Genomic DNA, 17,291 nt, shown 5'->3' on the forward strand with positions numbered 1-17,291 from the left:
ATGGCAGATTACCAGGGCAAAAAAGTCGTTATCATCGGGTTGGGCCTTACGGGGCTCTCCTGCGTGGACTTTTTCCTCGCGCGTGGCGTGACGCCGCGCGTGATGGATACGCGTGTCTCTCCGCCGGGTCTGGACAAACTGCCTGAACAGGTTGAACGCCACCTTGGTGGTCTGAATGATGACTGGCTGCTGGCAGCCGATCTGATTGTCGCCAGCCCGGGTATGGCGCTGGCGCATCCTTCACTGAGCGCTGCCGCGGATGCGGGCGTTGAGATTGTCGGCGATATTGAGCTGTTCTGCCGCGAAGCGCAGGCGCCCGTTATCGCCATTACCGGTTCTAACGGTAAAAGCACCGTCACTACCCTGGTGGGTGAAATGGCGAAAGCGGCGGGCATGAACGTCGGCGTTGGCGGTAACATTGGTTTACCCGCTCTGATGCTGCTGGATAAAGGCTGTGAGCTGTATGTTCTCGAGCTTTCCAGCTTCCAGCTGGAAACAACCTCCAGCCTGCACGCTGCGGCTGCGACAATCCTCAACGTGACTGAAGATCACATGGACAGATATCCATTTGGTCTGCAGCAGTACCGTGCCGCCAAGCTGCGCGTTTATGAGAATGCCAAAGTCTGCGTAGTGAACGCCGATGATGCGCTGACCATGCCGGTGCGTGGCGCAGACGATCGCTGCATCAGCTTCGGTATCACGATGGGGGATTACCACCTGAACCGCCAGCTGGGCGAAACATGGCTGCGCGTGAAGGGTGAGAAAGTGCTGAACGTGAAAGAGATGAAGCTCACTGGTCAGCACAACTATACCAATGCCCTGGCGGCGCTGGCGCTGGCAGATGCAGTAGGGCTGCCACGCTCCTCCAGCCTGAAAGCATTAACCACGTTTTCTGGTCTGGCACACCGTTTCCAGCTGGCGCTGGAGCACAACGGCGTACGCTGGATCAACGACTCTAAAGCCACCAACGTGGGCAGCACGGAGGCCGCGCTGAACGGCCTGCACGTTGACGGCACGCTGCATTTGCTGCTGGGTGGCGACGGTAAATCAGCGGATTTCTCCTCCCTGAAACCGTATCTTTCCGGTGATAACGTCCGTCTGTACTGCTTCGGCCGTGACGGCAGCGAGCTGGCTGCACTGCGCCCCGAGGTCGCCGAGCAAACCGAAACCATGGAACAGGCGATGCGGCTGATTGCTCCTCGCGTGAAGCCAGGCGATATGGTGCTGCTCTCTCCGGCCTGCGCCAGCCTCGATCAATTCAAGAATTTCGAACAGCGTGGTGATGTCTTTACCCGCCTGGCGAAGGAGTTAGGCTGATGCGTTTATCTCTCCCTCGCCTGAAAATGCCGCGCCTGCCAGGATTTGGGATCCTGGCATGGCTGTTTGCGGCGCTCAAAGGCTGGGTGATGGGCTCTCGTCAAAAAGATAACGACAGCCTGGTCATGTACGATCGCACACTGTTCTGGCTCACGATGGGGCTGGCGGCGGTCGGCTTTATTATGGTGACGTCCGCCTCAATGCCCGTCGGGCAGCGTCTGGCGAACGATCCTTTCCTGTTTGCCAAGCGTGATGGTCTGTACATCATTCTGGCGTTTTGCCTGGCGCTGGTGACCTTGCGTCTGCCAATGGAGTTCTGGCAGCGGCACAGTACGGCGATGCTGATCGCCTCGATTATTATGCTGCTGATCGTACTGGTGGTGGGGAGCTCTGTTAACGGGGCATCGCGCTGGATCGCCTTTGGCCCGCTGCGTATTCAGCCTGCGGAATTTACCAAGCTCTCCCTGTTCTGCTACCTGGCTAACTACCTGGTGCGTAAGGTAGATGAAGTGCGTAATAACCTGCGCGGCTTCTTAAAACCGATGGGCGTGATTCTGGTGCTGGCGGTATTACTGCTGGCGCAGCCTGACCTCGGTACCGTTGTCGTGCTGTTCGTTACCACTCTGGCGATGCTGTTCCTGGCGGGCGCGAAGCTGTGGCAGTTCATCGCTATCATCGGAATGGGGATTTCGGCGGTTGTGCTGCTGATCCTCGCCGAGCCTTACCGTATTCGCCGTGTAACCTCGTTCTGGAACCCGTGGGAAGATCCGTTCGGCAGCGGTTATCAGCTGACTCAGTCGCTGATGGCCTTTGGTCGCGGCGAAGTCTGGGGACAGGGTCTGGGTAACTCGGTACAGAAACTGGAGTATTTACCGGAAGCGCATACTGACTTCATCTTCTCCATTATTGCGGAAGAACTGGGTTATATCGGTGTGGTATTAGCGCTATTAATGGTATTCTTCGTCGCTTTCCGCGCCATGTCCATCGGCCGGAAAGCGCTGGAGATCGATCACCGCTTCTCAGGATTCTTAGCCTGTTCAATTGGTATCTGGTTTAGCTTCCAGGCATTGGTTAACGTCGGGGCCGCAGCGGGTATGCTGCCGACCAAAGGTCTGACGTTGCCGTTGATCAGTTATGGTGGTTCCAGTCTGTTGATTATGTCGACGGCCATCATGTTTTTGTTGCGTATAGATTATGAGACGCGTCTGGAAAAAGCCCAGGCGTTTACACGAGGTTCACGATGAATCAACCGAAGCGGTTAATGGTGATGGCAGGCGGTACCGGCGGACACGTGTTCCCGGGGCTGGCGGTTGCGCACCATTTAATGGATCAGGGCTGGCAGGTACGCTGGCTGGGAACCGCAGACCGCATGGAGGCCGACCTGGTACCGAAGCACGGTATCGAGATCGACTTTATTCGTATTTCCGGCCTTCGGGGCAAAGGCCTCAAGGCAATGCTGCTGGCACCGGTGCGTATTTTTAACGCCTGGCGTCAGGCGCGCACCATCATGAAGCGCTTTAAGCCGGATGTGGTGCTGGGCATGGGCGGCTATGTCTCGGGTCCTGGTGGGCTGGCGGCGTGGTCGTTAGGTATTCCCGTTGTGCTGCATGAGCAGAACGGTATTGCCGGTCTGACCAACAAATGGCTGGCGAAAATCGCCACCAAAGTTATGCAGGCGTTTCCCGGCGCGTTCCCGAAAGCGGACGTCGTAGGTAACCCGGTGCGTGTGGACGTGCTGGCGCTGCCGCTGCCGGACGCTCGCCTGACGGGCCGTGAAGGGCCGGTGCGTGTACTGGTCGTCGGCGGCTCTCAGGGCGCGCGTATCTTAAACCAGACGATGCCGCAGGTTGCCGCAAAGCTGGGGGATGCCGTGACGATCTGGCACCAGAGCGGAAAAGGCGCTCAGCAGACCGTTGAGCAGGCTTACGCAGACGAAGGTCAGCCGCAGCATAAAGTCACAGAGTTTATCGACGACATGGCAGCAGCGTATGCCTGGGCCGATGTCGTGGTCTGTCGTTCAGGCGCGCTGACGGTGAGCGAGATCGCCGCCGCCGGTCTGCCTGCCCTGTTTGTGCCGTTCCAGCACAAAGACCGACAGCAGTACTGGAATGCGCTGCCGCTTGAGAAAGCCGGTGCCGCGAAGATATTTGAGCAGCCACAATTTACCGCCGACGCGGTCGCCACCACCCTGGCGGGCTGGAACAGAGACGCACTGCTGGAGATGGCGCAACGCGCGCGCGCGGCCGCTATCCCTGATGCGACGGAACGGGTGGCAAAAGAAGTGAGCCTGGCAGCCCAGGCTTAACCCTCGCAGCGCGTGAAGCGCGGCACGAATTTTAAGTAGTCGATGGCGTTTAGAGAATGAATACACAACAACTGGCAAAACTGCGTTCAATCGTGCCCGAGATGCGTCGCGTCCGGCACATTCACTTTGTTGGCATCGGTGGTGCTGGCATGGGCGGTATTGCCGAAGTGTTAGCTAACGAAGGCTATCAGATCAGCGGGTCTGACCTGGCGCCAAACCCTGTTACGCAGCAGCTGGCATCGCTTGGGGCGACTATCTATTTCAACCATCGTCCGGAAAACGTGCGCGATGCGAGCGTGGTGGTGGTCTCAAGCGCCATCTCCTCTGACAACCCGGAAATCGTTGCCGCGCATGAAGCGCGCATTCCGGTGATCCGCCGTGCTGAAATGCTGGCGGAACTGATGCGTTTCCGTCACGGCATTGCTATTGCCGGGACCCACGGTAAAACCACGACCACGGCGATGGTCTCCAGTATTTATGCGGAAGCGGGTCTCGATCCGACCTTCGTCAACGGCGGTCTGGTCAAAGCCGCAGGCGTACATGCGCGTCTGGGCCACAGTCGTTATCTGATTGCCGAAGCGGATGAGAGCGACGCGTCGTTCCTGCACCTGCAGCCGATGGTGGCGATTGTCACTAACATCGAAGCTGACCATATGGATACCTACCAGGGCGACTTCGAGAATCTTAAGCAGACCTTCATCAACTTCCTGCACAACCTGCCGTTCTATGGACGCGCGGTGATGTGCGTAGACGATCCGGTGATCCGCGAGCTGCTGCCGCGCGTGGGTCGTCAAATCACCACTTACGGCTTCAGCGAAGACGCTGATGTCCGCGTGGAGGAGTACAAACAGATTGGTGCGCAGGGGCATTTCACGCTGGCGCGTCAGGACAAAGAACTGCTGCACGTCACGCTGAATGCGCCAGGTCGCCATAACGCCCTCAATGCCGCAGCGGCAGTGGCCGTCGCGACGGAAGAAGGCATTGATGATGATGCGATTCTACGCGCGCTGGAAAGCTTCCAGGGCACCGGCCGTCGTTTCGACTTCCTCGGTGAATTCCCGCTGGACGCCGTGAACGGTAAAGCCGGCACAGCGATGTTGGTGGACGACTACGGCCACCATCCGACCGAAGTGGACGCCACCATTAAAGCCGCACGTGCAGGCTGGCCTGACAAGAATCTGGTGATGATCTTCCAGCCGCACCGCTTCACGCGTACGCGCGATCTGTACGACGATTTCGCCAGCGTCCTGTCACAGGTTGATACCTTGTTAATGCTGGATGTTTATTCTGCGGGCGAAACGCCGATTCCGGGCGCAGACAGTCGTTCTCTGTGTCGTACCATCCGTGGACGCGGTAAAGTTGACCCTATTCTGGTTTCTGACCCTGCACAGGTGGCGGAAATTCTGGCTCCGGTCCTGACAGGTAACGATTTGATTCTGATCCAGGGCGCGGGAAATATCGGCAAAATCGCCCGTACCTTAGCTGAAATCAAACTGAAGCCGCAAACTCAGGAGGATGAGCATCATGGCTGATAAGATTGCTGTCCTGTCTGGCGGCACCTCCGCCGAGCGTGAGGTTTCCCTGAATTCCGGCGCGGCTGTGCTCGCGGGCCTGCGAGAAGGGGGCGTCAATGCGCACCTGGTCGACCCAAAAGAGGTCGACGTGACGCAATTAAAAGCCATGGGCTTCGATAAAGTCTTTATCGCTTTGCATGGTCGCGGCGGTGAAGATGGCACCCTGCAGGGGCTTCTGGATTTGATCGGCATGCCGTACACCGGCAGCGGCGTGATGGCCTCCGCTATCTCTATGGATAAACTGCGCAGCAAACTCCTGTGGCAGGGCGCGGGGTTACCCGTTGCGCCATGGGTTGCGCTGACGCGTCGCGAATTTGAATTGGGCCTGCCGGATAGCGTTAATACACGCATTGCTGAACTGGGCTTACCGGTTATTGTAAAGCCCAGCCGGGAAGGCTCCAGTGTGGGAATGTCCAAAGTCGACAAAGCTGAAGATCTTTCGTCCGCTTTAGCACTGGCATTTCAACATGATGAAGAAGTTCTGATTGAAAAATGGCTCAGCGGGCCAGAATTTACCGTCGCGATGCTTGGCGAAGAAATTTTACCGTCAATCCGCATCCAACCCGCTGGAGTCTTCTATGATTATGAGGCGAAGTATCTCTCTGATGAGACGCAATATTTCTGCCCTTGTGGTCTTGAAGCCGAGCGTGAAGCAGATTTACAGTCCCTGGTGCTTAAAGCCTGGCATGTTCTGGGTTGCCGCGGCTGGGGACGCATCGACGTGATGCAGGACAGTGATGGGCAATTTTATTTGCTGGAAGCCAATACCTCTCCGGGAATGACCAGCCACAGCCTTGTGCCGATGGCTGCGCGTCAGGCGGGGATGAGTTTCTCGCAGTTAGTCGTACGCATTCTGGACCAGGCGGGCTGATATGTCTCAGGCTGCATTGAACACGCGCAACCGCGATGACGAGGACGAATACACCTCTTCACGCCGCAGTAATGGAACGCGTCTTGCAGGCATCATTTTCCTGCTCGGGGTGTTGTGCACTGTGTTTATCAGCGGCTGGATGGTCCTGGGCTGGATGGAAGATGCGCAGCGGTTGCCGCTCTCTAAGCTGGTGGTCACCGGCGAGCGCCACTACACGCGTAACGACGATATTCGTCAGTCAATACTGGCGCTGGGCTCGCCTGGCACCTTTATGACGCAGGACGTCAATATTATCCAGAGCCAGATAGAACGTCTGCCATGGATAAAACAGGCGAGCGTAAGAAAGCAATGGCCTGATGAATTGAAGATTCATCTGGTTGAATATGTGCCCATTGCGCGTTGGAATGATCAGCACATGGTTGACGTAGACGGAAATTCCTTCAGCGTCCCGACCGATCGTGTCAACAAGCAAAATTTACCGATGTTGTATGGCCCTGAAGGCAGCGAAAACGAAGTGTTACAGGGTTTTCGCGAAATGGGTCAGGTGCTGGCGAAGGACAGGTTTACGTTAAAAGATGCTGCCATGACGGCGCGCCGTTCCTGGCAGCTGACGTTAACGAACGGCATTAAGCTCAACCTGGGACGCGGAGACACAATGAAGCGTCTGGCGCGTTTTGTCGAACTTTACCCGGTTTTACAGCAGCAGGCACAGACTGACGGCAAACGGATAAGCTACGTTGATTTGCGCTATGACTCAGGCGCAGCAGTCGGTTGGGTACCGGCTCCGGTCGAGGAACCTAATCAGCAACAGAATCAGGCACAGGTACAGGCAGAACAACAATGATCAAGGCGACGGACAGAAAACTGGTAGTTGGACTGGAGATTGGCACCGCGAAGGTTGCCGCTTTAGTAGGGGAAGTTCTGCCCGACGGTATGGTCAATATCATTGGCGTAGGCAGTTGCCCGTCCCGTGGTATGGATAAAGGTGGGGTAAACGATCTTGAATCGGTGGTGAAATGCGTTCAGCGCGCCATCGATCAGGCTGAATTGATGGCAGATTGCCAGATTTCTTCTGTCTATCTGGCCCTTTCTGGTAAGCACATTAGCTGCCAGAACGAAATCGGTATGGTGCCGATTTCCGAAGAAGAAGTGACGCAGGAAGACGTTGAGAACGTCGTGCATACGGCGAAGTCCGTGCGCGTTCGCGATGAGCATCGCGTGCTGCATGTCATCCCGCAGGAATATGCGATCGACTACCAGGAAGGGATTAAGAACCCGGTGGGTCTTTCCGGCGTACGTATGCAGGCAAAAGTGCACCTGATCACATGTCACAACGATATGGCGAAGAACATTGTAAAAGCCGTTGAACGTTGTGGCCTGAAAGTTGACCAACTTATTTTCGCGGGGCTGGCGGCAAGTTATTCCGTGCTGACCGAAGATGAACGTGAACTGGGTGTCTGTGTGGTCGATATTGGTGGTGGTACAATGGATATCGCCGTGTATACCGGCGGTGCGTTGCGCCACACCAAAGTGATCCCGTACGCAGGGAACGTCGTGACCAGCGATATTGCTTACGCTTTTGGTACGCCGCCGAGCGATGCAGAAGCGATTAAAGTGCGCCACGGCTGTGCGCTGGGGTCTATTGTTGGCAAAGATGAGAGCGTTGAAGTGCCGAGCGTTGGTGGTCGTCCACCGCGTAGCCTGCAGCGCCAGACGTTGGCAGAGGTGATTGAGCCGCGCTATACCGAGCTGCTCAACCTGGTCAACGAAGAGATTTTACAGTTACAGGAACAGCTTCGTCAGCAGGGCGTTAAACATCATCTTGCGGCGGGGATTGTATTAACCGGCGGTGCAGCGCAAATTGAAGGCCTTGCGGCCTGTGCTCAGCGCGTGTTCCATACGCAGGTGCGTATTGGTGCACCGCTGAATATCACCGGTTTAACGGATTATGCTCAGGAGCCGTATTATTCAACGGCTGTGGGCCTGCTCCACTACGGGAAGGAATCTCATCTCAGTGGTGAAGCGGAAGTGGAAAAACGCGTTTCAGTGGGGTCGTGGGTCAAACGACTGAACAACTGGTTGCGAAAAGAGTTTTAATTTTTTTAAGAGACCGGAGAGAATTAGCGGTCTCGGGCGACAGGCACAACGGAGAGAGAAATTATGTTTGAACCTATGGAACTGACCAACGACGCGGTGATTAAAGTCATCGGCGTCGGTGGCGGCGGCGGTAACGCCGTAGAGCATATGGTGCGTGAACGCATTGAAGGTGTTGAGTTCTTCGCAGTTAACACCGATGCACAGGCACTGCGTAAAACGGCTGTAGGCCAGACTATCCAGATCGGCGGTGGTATCACCAAAGGGCTGGGAGCAGGGGCTAACCCGGAAGTGGGTCGCAATGCGGCTGAAGAAGATCGTGAAGCCCTGCGCGCTGCACTGGAAGGTGCGGACATGGTCTTCATCGCAGCAGGTATGGGTGGCGGTACCGGTACCGGCGCAGCACCTGTTGTGGCTGAAGTGGCAAAAGATTTAGGTATCCTGACCGTTGCTGTCGTGACCAAGCCTTTCAACTTTGAAGGCAAGAAGCGTATGGCTTTCGCGGAGCAGGGTATCACCGAGCTGTCCAAGCATGTGGACTCGCTGATCACCATCCCGAACGATAAGCTGTTGAAAGTTCTGGGTCGCGGTATCTCCCTGCTGGACGCATTCGGTGCAGCAAACGACGTGCTGAAAGGTGCGGTTCAGGGTATCGCTGAACTGATTACCCGTCCTGGCCTGATGAACGTTGACTTTGCAGACGTTCGCACCGTGATGTCCGAAATGGGCTACGCGATGATGGGCTCTGGCGTGGCGAGCGGTGAAGACCGTGCAGAAGAAGCGGCTGAAATGGCTATCTCTTCTCCACTGCTGGAAGATATCGATCTGTCTGGTGCGCGCGGCGTGCTGGTCAACATTACCGCTGGCTTTGACCTGCGTCTGGATGAGTTCGAAACCGTGGGTAACACTATCCGTGCGTTCGCCTCTGACAACGCTACCGTGGTAATCGGTACTTCCCTTGACCCTGAAATGAACGACGAGCTGCGTGTTACCGTTGTTGCGACCGGTATCGGTATGGACAAACGTCCTGAGATCACCTTAGTGACCAACAAGCAGACTCAGCAACCGGTAATGGATCGTTACCAGCAGCACGGTATGTCTCCTCTGACTCAGGAGCAGAAACCGGCCGCGAAAGTGGTGAATGATCCAACGCCGCAAACGGCGAAAGAGCCAGATTATCTGGATATCCCGGCGTTCCTGCGTAAGCAAGCTGACTAAGAATTGGCTGGAATTAGGGGATTTGCGCTCTTTGTGCTAAACTGGCCCACCGTTAGTGATATACACTCTCGGTTGGATAGTTAATTTGGCGAGATTATACGATGATCAAACAAAGGACACTTAAACGTATCGTTCAGGCGACTGGTGTCGGTTTACATACCGGCAAGAAAGTCACGCTGACGTTACGCCCTGCGCCGGCCAATACCGGGGTCATCTATCGTCGCACCGACTTGAATCCACCGGTAGATTTTCCGGCCGATGCCAAATCTGTGCGTGATACTATGCTCTGTACTTGTCTGGTGAACGAGCATGACGTGCGGATTTCTACCGTAGAGCACCTGAACGCCGCCCTGGCGGGTCTGGGTATCGACAACATTATTGTTGAAGTCGATGCGCCAGAAATCCCGATTATGGATGGCAGTGCTGCACCGTTCGTCTATCTGTTGCTGGATGCCGGCATCGAAGAACTGAACTGCGCGAAGAAATTTGTACGCATCAAAGAGACCGTTCGCGTCGAAGATGGCGACAAGTGGGCTGAATTCAAACCGTACAATGGTTTCTCGTTGGACTTTACCATCGACTTTAACCATCCGGCGATTGACTCCAGCACCCAACGCTATGCGATGAACTTCTCTGCTGATGCGTTTATGCGCCAGATCAGCCGAGCCCGTACATTTGGCTTCATGCGTGATATCGAATATCTGCAGTCCCGCGGCCTGTGCCTGGGCGGCAGCTTCGATTGTGCCATCGTTGTTGACGATTATCGCGTACTGAACGAAGACGGCCTGCGTTTCGAAGATGAATTCGTTCGTCACAAAATGCTGGATGCTATCGGCGACCTGTTCATGTGTGGTCACAACATCATTGGTGCATTTACCGCGTTCAAATCCGGTCATGCGCTGAACAACAAACTGTTGCAGGCCGTCCTGGCAAAACAGGAAGCCTGGGAATATGTGACCTTCGAAGACGAAGCTGAACTGCCGCTGGCTTTCAAAGCACCAAGCATGGTTCTGGCGTAACGGTTCAGACCGTTTCGTAAAAAAATCGACTGGTTAACCTGGTACTCTCTCCGACCAGGAAGACCAGTCGTTTTTATTTTTACCCTTCTTCGTTTGCCCCGGCGTTATCTCTCGTTTGTCTTACGCAGAAAATGTGTGCGTTAGCTGCATTCTTGACCGTTTTTCCCCGCGGCGGCACCTCATTCCTGCTGATGTACATTAGCTTTAGTGGTACTATCTGGGCGCTAAAAAGAATAACTGAACTCAGCCTCTGCAAGGCTGGCTTATTGGGTGGAGCAGGTGAGCGGAATACTGACGCGCTGGCGACAATTTGGCAGACGTTACTTCTGGCCGCATCTCTTATTAGGGATGGTCGCGGCGAGTTTCGGCTTGCCTGCGCTCAGCAACAGTGCCGAAGCGGCGACGCCCGCGAAAACCTCTACCACCAAACACGATCTCAACACGCGGGTTAACTTTACAAACCTCGCGTGGCTTGAAGCCAGCCGCCGCCCGAATTTCTCCGTTGATTACTGGCACCAGCACGCTATCCGCACGGTTATCCGTCATCTCTCCTTCGCGATGGCACCACAGGCCATGCCTGTTGCGGAAGAGACGCTTCCGGTGCAGGCACAGCATCTTGCGCTGCTGGACACGCTCAACGCGCTGCTCACGCAGGACAGCCAGCCGCCGGTCATGGTTCGCCAGACGGCGCAGCTCGCGCTTGTTCCTCCTGTCTCATTCTCTGTTTCAACCTGGATTAGCCAGACTCACGGCATTCGTGCCGGGCCACAACGCCTCAGCTAAATTAACTTTTTCAATACCTTAATTTATCTGCCCACGATGGGGCGTTTGAGAATTTATTATGCTAATCAAATTGTTAACTAAAGTTTTTGGTAGTCGTAACGATCGTACCCTGCGCCGTATGCGCAAAGCTGTTGCCGTCATCAACGGGATGGAACCGGCGATGGAGAAGCTCTCTGATGATGAGCTGAAAGCGAAAACGGCGGAATTCCGTGCGCGTCTGGAAAAAGGCGAAACCTTAGAAAGCCTGATCCCGGAAGCGTTTGCAGTTGTGCGTGAAGCAAGTAAGCGCGTATTCGGCATGCGTCACTTCGACGTTCAGCTGCTGGGTGGTATGGTGCTTAACGAGCGCTGCATCGCGGAAATGCGTACCGGTGAAGGTAAAACCCTGACCGCAACGCTGCCGGCTTACCTGAACGCGCTGACCGGTAAAGGCGTTCACGTCGTTACCGTCAACGACTATCTGGCGCAGCGTGACGCCGAAAACAACCGTCCACTGTTCGAATTCCTCGGTATGACCGTCGGCATCAACATGTCCGGCCTGCCTGCGCCAGCCAAGCGTGAAGCGTATAACGCGGACATTACCTACGGTACCAACAACGAATACGGCTTCGACTACCTGCGTGACAACATGGCGTTCAGTCCGGAAGAGCGCGTCCAGCGTAAGCTGCACTACGCGCTGGTGGATGAGGTGGACTCCATCCTGATCGATGAAGCGCGTACTCCGCTTATCATCTCCGGCCCGGCTGAAGACAGCTCCGAGATGTACCGTAAGGTCGACAAAATCATTCCACACCTGCTGCGTCAGGAGAAAGAAGACTCGGATACCTTCCAGGGTGAAGGCCACTTCTCCGTTGATGAAAAAGCGCGCCAGGTGAACCTGACCGAACGCGGTCTGGTGAAAATTGAAGAGCTGCTGGTCGCTGAAGGCATTATGGAAGAGGGCGAGTCTCTGTACTCCCCGAGCAACATTATGCTGATGCACCACGTGACTGCCGCGCTGCGTGCTCACGCGCTGTTCACCCGCGACGTCGACTACATCGTAAAAGACGGTGAAGTGATCATCGTCGATGAGCACACTGGCCGTACCATGCAGGGACGTCGCTGGTCTGACGGTCTGCACCAGGCTGTGGAAGCCAAAGAAGGTGTGGATATTCAGAATGAAAACCAGACGCTGGCGTCTATCACCTTCCAGAACTACTTCCGTCTGTACGAGAAGCTGGCGGGGATGACCGGTACTGCTGATACCGAAGCGTTTGAATTCAGCTCTATCTACAAGCTGGATACCGTGGTCGTTCCAACCAACCGTCCGATGATCCGTAAGGATATGCCGGACTTGGTGTACATGACCGAAGCGGAAAAAATTCAGGCGATCATCGAAGATATTCGCGACCGTACTGCCAATGGCCAGCCGGTTCTGGTGGGGACCATCTCCATCGAGAAATCCGAAGTGGTTTCGCACGAGCTGACGAAAGCGGGTATCCAACACAACGTTCTTAACGCCAAATTCCACGCCAAAGAAGCGGACATCGTTGCGCAGGCGGGTTATCCGGCTGCCGTAACCATCGCCACCAACATGGCGGGTCGTGGTACCGACATTATGCTGGGCGGTAGCTGGCAGGCTGAAGTGGCGGAGCTGGAAAACCCAACGCCAGAACAGATTGCCCAGATCAAAGCCGACTGGCAGGTTCGTCATGACGCCGTTCTGGCGTCCGGCGGTCTGCACATCATCGGTACAGAGCGTCATGAATCCCGTCGTATCGATAACCAGCTGCGTGGTCGTGCGGGTCGTCAGGGTGATGCCGGTTCATCCCGGTTCTACCTGTCTATGGAAGATGCGCTGATGCGTATTTTTGCCTCCGACCGCGTGTCCGGCATGATGCGTAAGCTGGGGATGAAACCTGGCGAAGCTATTGAGCACCCGTGGGTCACCAAAGCGATCGCTAACGCACAGCGCAAAGTGGAAAGCCGCAACTTCGATATTCGTAAGCAGCTGCTGGAATACGATGACGTGGCTAACGACCAGCGCCGTGCGATCTACACCCAGCGTAACGAACTGCTGGACGTGTCCGACGTGAGCGAAACCATCAACAGCATTCGCGAAGATGTGTTTAAAGCCACGATTGATGCGCATATTCCACCGCAGTCTCTGGAAGAGATGTGGGATATCGAAGGCCTGCAGGAACGTCTGAAAAATGACTTTGACCTCGAACTGCCAATCAAAGAGTGGCTGGACAAAGAGCCTGAGCTGCACGAAGAGACCCTGCGTGAACGTATCTTTGAAACCGCGCTGGACGTTTACAAGCGTAAGGAAGAGGTTGTTGGCGCTGAAATGATGCGTCACTTCGAAAAAGGCGTGATGCTGCAGACTCTGGACTCCCTGTGGAAAGAGCACCTGGCGGCGATGGACTACCTGCGTCAGGGTATCCACCTGCGTGGCTATGCGCAGAAAGATCCGAAGCAGGAATACAAGCGTGAATCCTTCTCCATGTTTGCGTCTATGCTGGAGTCACTGAAGTACGAAGTGATCAGCACCCTGAGCAAGGTTCAGGTGCGTATGCCGGAAGAAGTGGAAGCGATGGAGCAGCAGCGTCGTGAAGAAGCCGAGCGTCTGGCACAAATGCAACAGCTGAGTCATCAGACCGACGACAGCGAAGCCGCAGCGGCGATCGCCGCGCAGACCGGCGATCGTAAAGTGGGCCGTAACGATCCGTGCCCGTGTGGTTCCGGTAAAAAGTACAAGGCGTGCCACGGCCGTCTGAGCTAAGTTCATAAAAAAACAAAAAGGCGCAGACATCTGCGCCTTTTTTATGGAAGTAACAATATGAAAATACTGCAAATTGCCGTCGGGATTATTCGCAACCCGCAAAACCAAATCTTCATCACCCAGCGCGCTGCCGACGCCCATATGGCGAACAAGTGGGAGTTTCCGGGCGGTAAAATCGAGTCAGGTGAAACGCCGGAAGAGGCGCTGGTTCGGGAACTTCAGGAAGAGGTGGGGATCACTCCGCTTGGTGCAACGCTGTTTGATAAGCTTGAGTACCAGTTTCCGGACAGGCACATCACGCTGTGGTTCTGGCTGGTGGAAAACTGGGAGGGTGAACCCTGGGGAAAAGAGGGGCAGCCGGGTAACTGGGTGGCGCTTCAGGCAAGTGATGCCGAAAAATTCCCGCCAGCTAATGAACCTGTGATCCTGCGGTTAGTCGCACAACCGTAGGCCTGCTGAGCGACGCGCCAGCAGGCTTTACAGATTACTGCTGGGTTTCACTCCAGTCGTCGCTGTCCGAGAGATCGCCTTTACTCGGAATGCGTTTCTCTTCCGCCGCCCATTCGCCCAGGTCAATAAGCTGGCAGCGTTTGCAGCAGAATGGGCGGAACGGACTCACTTCGCCCCAGACAACGGTTTTGCCACAGGTAGGGCAGTTTACGGTGGTGACATCAGACATCGGCACTCCTTAACAACAGGCCAGTTCAAAATCGAGACGTTCCGGCACGGTGCCATTTTCACTGTCCAGCGGCATAAAGCGAATCGCAAAGCGGCTCTTATGCCCGGAAATCTGTGGGTAAAGCTGTTCGCCAAGAGACAGATTGAGACGCAGAAGATCGGCATCATCACCGTTATCCTGGAAGAAACCATTCAGGCTGGTTTGCTTGCGGAACGGCGCAGAATTACGAATCAGATCGAGGATCAGCGACAGCGTCTGGTGCATAGGCTCCAGGCTTGCCAGCCAGCTGTTCACCTGCGCGTCACGCTGCGCCTGTGGCATATGTAGCCACATATGCAGCGTCGGCAGGTCGAAGCTACAGCAGCCGCCAGGGATGCTCAGACGCTGGCGCACCAGGCCAATCAGGCGGTCTTCACGCAAAAACTGCCCGACGCGCGGCGCGGCCATCAGGATGCTGCTGCTGGTTTTAAGCTGCTGACGAAGGGAATCGATACGGCTTACATCCACCCCCGGAACCTCAGCCCATGCCTGTAATTTACGCTGCTGGCGCTCCAGCTCTTTGAGTAATTCTGTGCGGACATCGCCGCGTTCAATCACATCCAGCAGATCGCCTACGTTGCGGAAGAAGTGCAGCGCCGTAGCGTGATCGTTAACCGGCAGATGTTGTGAAAGCTGCTGAATGAGGAATTCGATGCGCAGCCAGGTGCGCATTTTTTCGTTGAGCGGATGCTCAAAAAGGATGTGTGTCGACATTATGGTTTTTCCTGTGCAACGGCCTGCGCGGCAAACGTCAGATACTGCGCGTGCAGACGGGCAACATCCGATGCAATGGCATCTGGTGCGCCGTTATTATCAATGACATCATCCGCCACGGCAAGGCGCTGAGCGCGCGTAGCCTGAGCGGCAAGAATGTGTTCAGCATGCTCCCGCGAGACATGGTCGCGCGTCATGGTTCTCTGGATTTGCGTTTCGGGAGAGACATCAATCACCAGCACCCGATCGGCTTTCTTCTGCAGCTGATTTTCAACCAGTAGCGGAACCACCCACAAGACATAGGGCGAGCGGGCCGCGGCGATCTGACGCTGAGTTTCCCGGTGGATGATGGGGTGGAGAAGGCTATTAAGCCAGGCTTTTTCCGCGGAATCGGAAAAAATGCATTCGCGAAGCTGACGGCGATTCAGTGTGCCATCGGCATTGATGATGGCCTGACCAAAATGTTCTGCGATGGCCTTTAGCGCGGGTGTATTGGGCTCTACCACCTGGCGGGCAATGATATCGGCATCGATAATCGTGATACCCAAACGAGAGAAAGCGTCTGCAACGGTACTTTTACCACTACCGATGCCGCCGGTTAATGCGACGATATACCCCATTAAATCAAATCCTGGGAATTATTCATTTTTAAAATCAGTTGATTAAAATTCTTACGTGCGCCAGCCACTGTTTAGCCCCGTTTACCGGCTTTTTACCAGGTAAATTTATAGGATTGTAGCGTAAAAAAAGAGAATTTCGCAGTCTTGCGGAGCAGGTATTAGTGCGTATGATAACGTCACTGGAGTTGTGCTTTTAACATATTTGCCTCTAACCCCAGGAATCCGCACATGCGTATCGAAGAAGATCTGAAGTTAGGTTTTAAAGACGTTCTTATCCGCCCTAAACGCTCTACACTGAAAAGTCGCTCAGACGTTGAACTCGAACGTCAATTCACCTTTAAGCATTCCGGTCAGACCTGGTCTGGCGTGCCGATCATCGCTGCCAACATGGATACTGTGGGAACCTTTGAGATGGCAACCGCCCTGGCACAGTTCGACATTCTCACCGCCGTGCACAAACATTACAGCCCTGAAGAGTGGAATGCGTTCGTTGCGTCCGCGTCTGCTGACGTGGTGAAGCATGTGATGGTCTCTACCGGTACCTCCGATGCGGATTTCGAGAAGACTAAACAGATCCTGAATGCTAACCCGGCGCTGAACTTCGTTTGTATTGATGTGGCGAATGGTTACTCCGAGCACTTCGTGCAGTTCGTCAGCAAGGCGCGTGAGGCCTGGCCGACGAAAACCATCATCGCGGGCAACGTGGTGACCGGTGAAATGTGTGAAGAGCTGATCCTCTCCGGTGCAGATATCGTGAAAGTAGGTATTGGCCCGGGCTCCGTATGCACCACACGCGTCAAAACTGGCGTCGGTTATCCGCAGCTCTCTGCAGTCATTGAATGTGCCGACGCGGCGCACGGGCTCGGCGGCCAGATCATCAGCGACGGCGGTTGCACCATACCGGGTGATGTTGCAAAGGCATTCGGTGGCGGTGCGGACTTCGTGATGCTCGGCGGTATGCTGGCAGGTCACGAAGAGAGCGGTGGTACCGTGGTTGAAGAGAACGGCGAGAAATTTATGCTGTTCTACGGCATGAGCTCTGAATCCGCGATGACCCGTCACGTCGGTGGCGTGGCAAAATACCGTGCGGCAGAAGGCAAAACCGTGAAGCTGCCTCTGCGCGGCCCGGTTGAATACACCGCGCGCGATATCCTCGGCGGCCTGCGCTCGGCCTGCACCTACGTTGGGGCATCCCGCCTGAAAGAGCTGACAAAACGTACAACGTTTATTCGCGTTCAGGAACAGGAAAACCGCGTATTCAATAGCCTGTAATGGCTTTCGCTGGCGCATACCC

Annotated in this window: 16 protein-coding genes; 13 read left to right on the forward strand and 3 right to left on the reverse strand. The window is 55.3% G+C overall.

Annotated features, from left to right (window positions below):
• The 12 genes from murD (at nucleotide 1) to mutT (ending at nucleotide 14,395) form a co-directional block, all read left to right on the forward strand.
• Nucleotides 1-1,317, forward strand: coding sequence for a UDP-N-acetylmuramoyl-L-alanine--D-glutamate ligase (murD, locus tag AC4IC4_RS03485; protein WP_407859445.1), 1,317 nt, complete (start codon nucleotides 1-3; stop codon nucleotides 1,315-1,317).
• On the forward strand, nucleotides 1,317-2,561 hold the full coding sequence (gene ftsW / locus AC4IC4_RS03490) for a cell division protein FtsW (RefSeq protein WP_024907458.1): 1,245 nt from the start codon (nucleotides 1,317-1,319) through the stop codon (nucleotides 2,559-2,561). The genes murD and ftsW overlap by 1 nt, the downstream gene beginning before the upstream one ends.
• Nucleotides 2,558-3,622, forward strand: a complete 1,065-nt coding sequence (gene murG, locus AC4IC4_RS03495) for an undecaprenyldiphospho-muramoylpentapeptide beta-N-acetylglucosaminyltransferase (RefSeq protein ID WP_023334504.1) — start codon at nucleotides 2,558-2,560, stop codon at nucleotides 3,620-3,622. Before ftsW ends, murG begins: the two co-directional genes overlap by 4 nt.
• Nucleotides 3,623-3,678: 56 nt before the next feature.
• A complete protein-coding gene (gene murC / locus AC4IC4_RS03500; protein ID WP_032649810.1) occupies nucleotides 3,679-5,154 on the forward strand; it encodes a UDP-N-acetylmuramate--L-alanine ligase in 1,476 nt (491 codons plus the stop codon).
• On the forward strand, nucleotides 5,147-6,067 hold the full coding sequence (locus AC4IC4_RS03505) for a D-alanine--D-alanine ligase (RefSeq protein WP_032649808.1): 921 nt from the start codon (nucleotides 5,147-5,149) through the stop codon (nucleotides 6,065-6,067). The genes murC and AC4IC4_RS03505 overlap by 8 nt, the downstream gene beginning before the upstream one ends.
• A 1-nt stretch (nucleotide 6,068) precedes the next feature.
• Nucleotides 6,069-6,911, forward strand: a complete 843-nt coding sequence (ftsQ, locus tag AC4IC4_RS03510; protein WP_024907461.1) for a cell division protein FtsQ — start codon at nucleotides 6,069-6,071, stop codon at nucleotides 6,909-6,911.
• A complete protein-coding gene (gene ftsA / locus AC4IC4_RS03515) occupies nucleotides 6,908-8,164 on the forward strand; it encodes a cell division protein FtsA (protein ID WP_023334508.1) in 1,257 nt (418 codons plus the stop codon). The genes ftsQ and ftsA overlap by 4 nt, the downstream gene beginning before the upstream one ends.
• A gap of 63 nt (nucleotides 8,165-8,227) precedes the next feature.
• Entirely contained in the window at nucleotides 8,228-9,379 is a 1,152-nt protein-coding gene (ftsZ, locus tag AC4IC4_RS03520) for a cell division protein FtsZ (RefSeq protein WP_008501978.1), read from the forward strand.
• A 101-nt stretch (nucleotides 9,380-9,480) separates the two neighbouring features.
• Entirely contained in the window at nucleotides 9,481-10,398 is a 918-nt protein-coding gene (lpxC, locus tag AC4IC4_RS03525; protein ID WP_008501977.1) for a UDP-3-O-acyl-N-acetylglucosamine deacetylase, read from the forward strand.
• Nucleotides 10,399-10,677: 279 nt separating this feature from the next.
• Entirely contained in the window at nucleotides 10,678-11,181 is a 504-nt protein-coding gene (gene secM / locus AC4IC4_RS03530) for a secA translation cis-regulator SecM (RefSeq protein WP_193745660.1), read from the forward strand.
• 58 nt (nucleotides 11,182-11,239) lie between these two features.
• Nucleotides 11,240-13,945 (forward strand): preprotein translocase subunit SecA, encoded by a 2,706-nt coding sequence (secA, locus tag AC4IC4_RS03535; protein ID WP_024907463.1) that lies wholly within the window; start codon nucleotides 11,240-11,242, stop codon nucleotides 13,943-13,945.
• Between the two features lie 57 nt (nucleotides 13,946-14,002).
• Nucleotides 14,003-14,395, forward strand: a complete 393-nt coding sequence (mutT, locus tag AC4IC4_RS03540; protein ID WP_024907464.1) for an 8-oxo-dGTP diphosphatase MutT — start codon at nucleotides 14,003-14,005, stop codon at nucleotides 14,393-14,395.
• A 34-nt stretch (nucleotides 14,396-14,429) separates the two neighbouring features.
• Here the strand turns inward: mutT and yacG are convergent, their stop codons facing one another.
• From yacG to coaE, 3 genes are read right to left on the reverse strand one after another with little or no spacing between them, the layout of a single operon-like run.
• Nucleotides 14,430-14,624 carry a DNA gyrase inhibitor YacG gene (yacG, locus tag AC4IC4_RS03545; protein ID WP_024907465.1) on the reverse strand — a complete coding sequence of 65 codons (195 nt, stop codon included), beginning with the start codon at nucleotides 14,622-14,624 and terminating at the stop codon, nucleotides 14,430-14,432.
• 9 nt (nucleotides 14,625-14,633) lie between these two features.
• Nucleotides 14,634-15,377, reverse strand: coding sequence for a cell division protein ZapD (gene zapD / locus AC4IC4_RS03550; protein WP_024907466.1), 744 nt, complete (start codon nucleotides 15,375-15,377; stop codon nucleotides 14,634-14,636).
• Nucleotides 15,377-15,997, reverse strand: a complete 621-nt coding sequence (coaE, locus tag AC4IC4_RS03555) for a dephospho-CoA kinase (RefSeq protein ID WP_032649802.1) — start codon at nucleotides 15,995-15,997, stop codon at nucleotides 15,377-15,379. Before coaE ends, zapD begins: the two co-directional genes overlap by 1 nt.
• Nucleotides 15,998-16,225: 228 nt before the next feature.
• On the opposite strand from coaE, the gene AC4IC4_RS03560 reads away from it, so the two are divergent.
• Nucleotides 16,226-17,269: a GMP reductase gene (locus AC4IC4_RS03560; protein WP_491472157.1), complete on the forward strand. Its 1,044-nt coding sequence runs from the start codon at nucleotides 16,226-16,228 to the stop codon at nucleotides 17,267-17,269.
• Nucleotides 17,270-17,291: the final 22 nt, after the last annotated feature.

The sequence above is a fragment of the Enterobacter sp. Taxon_2 genome, assembly GCF_058355295.1.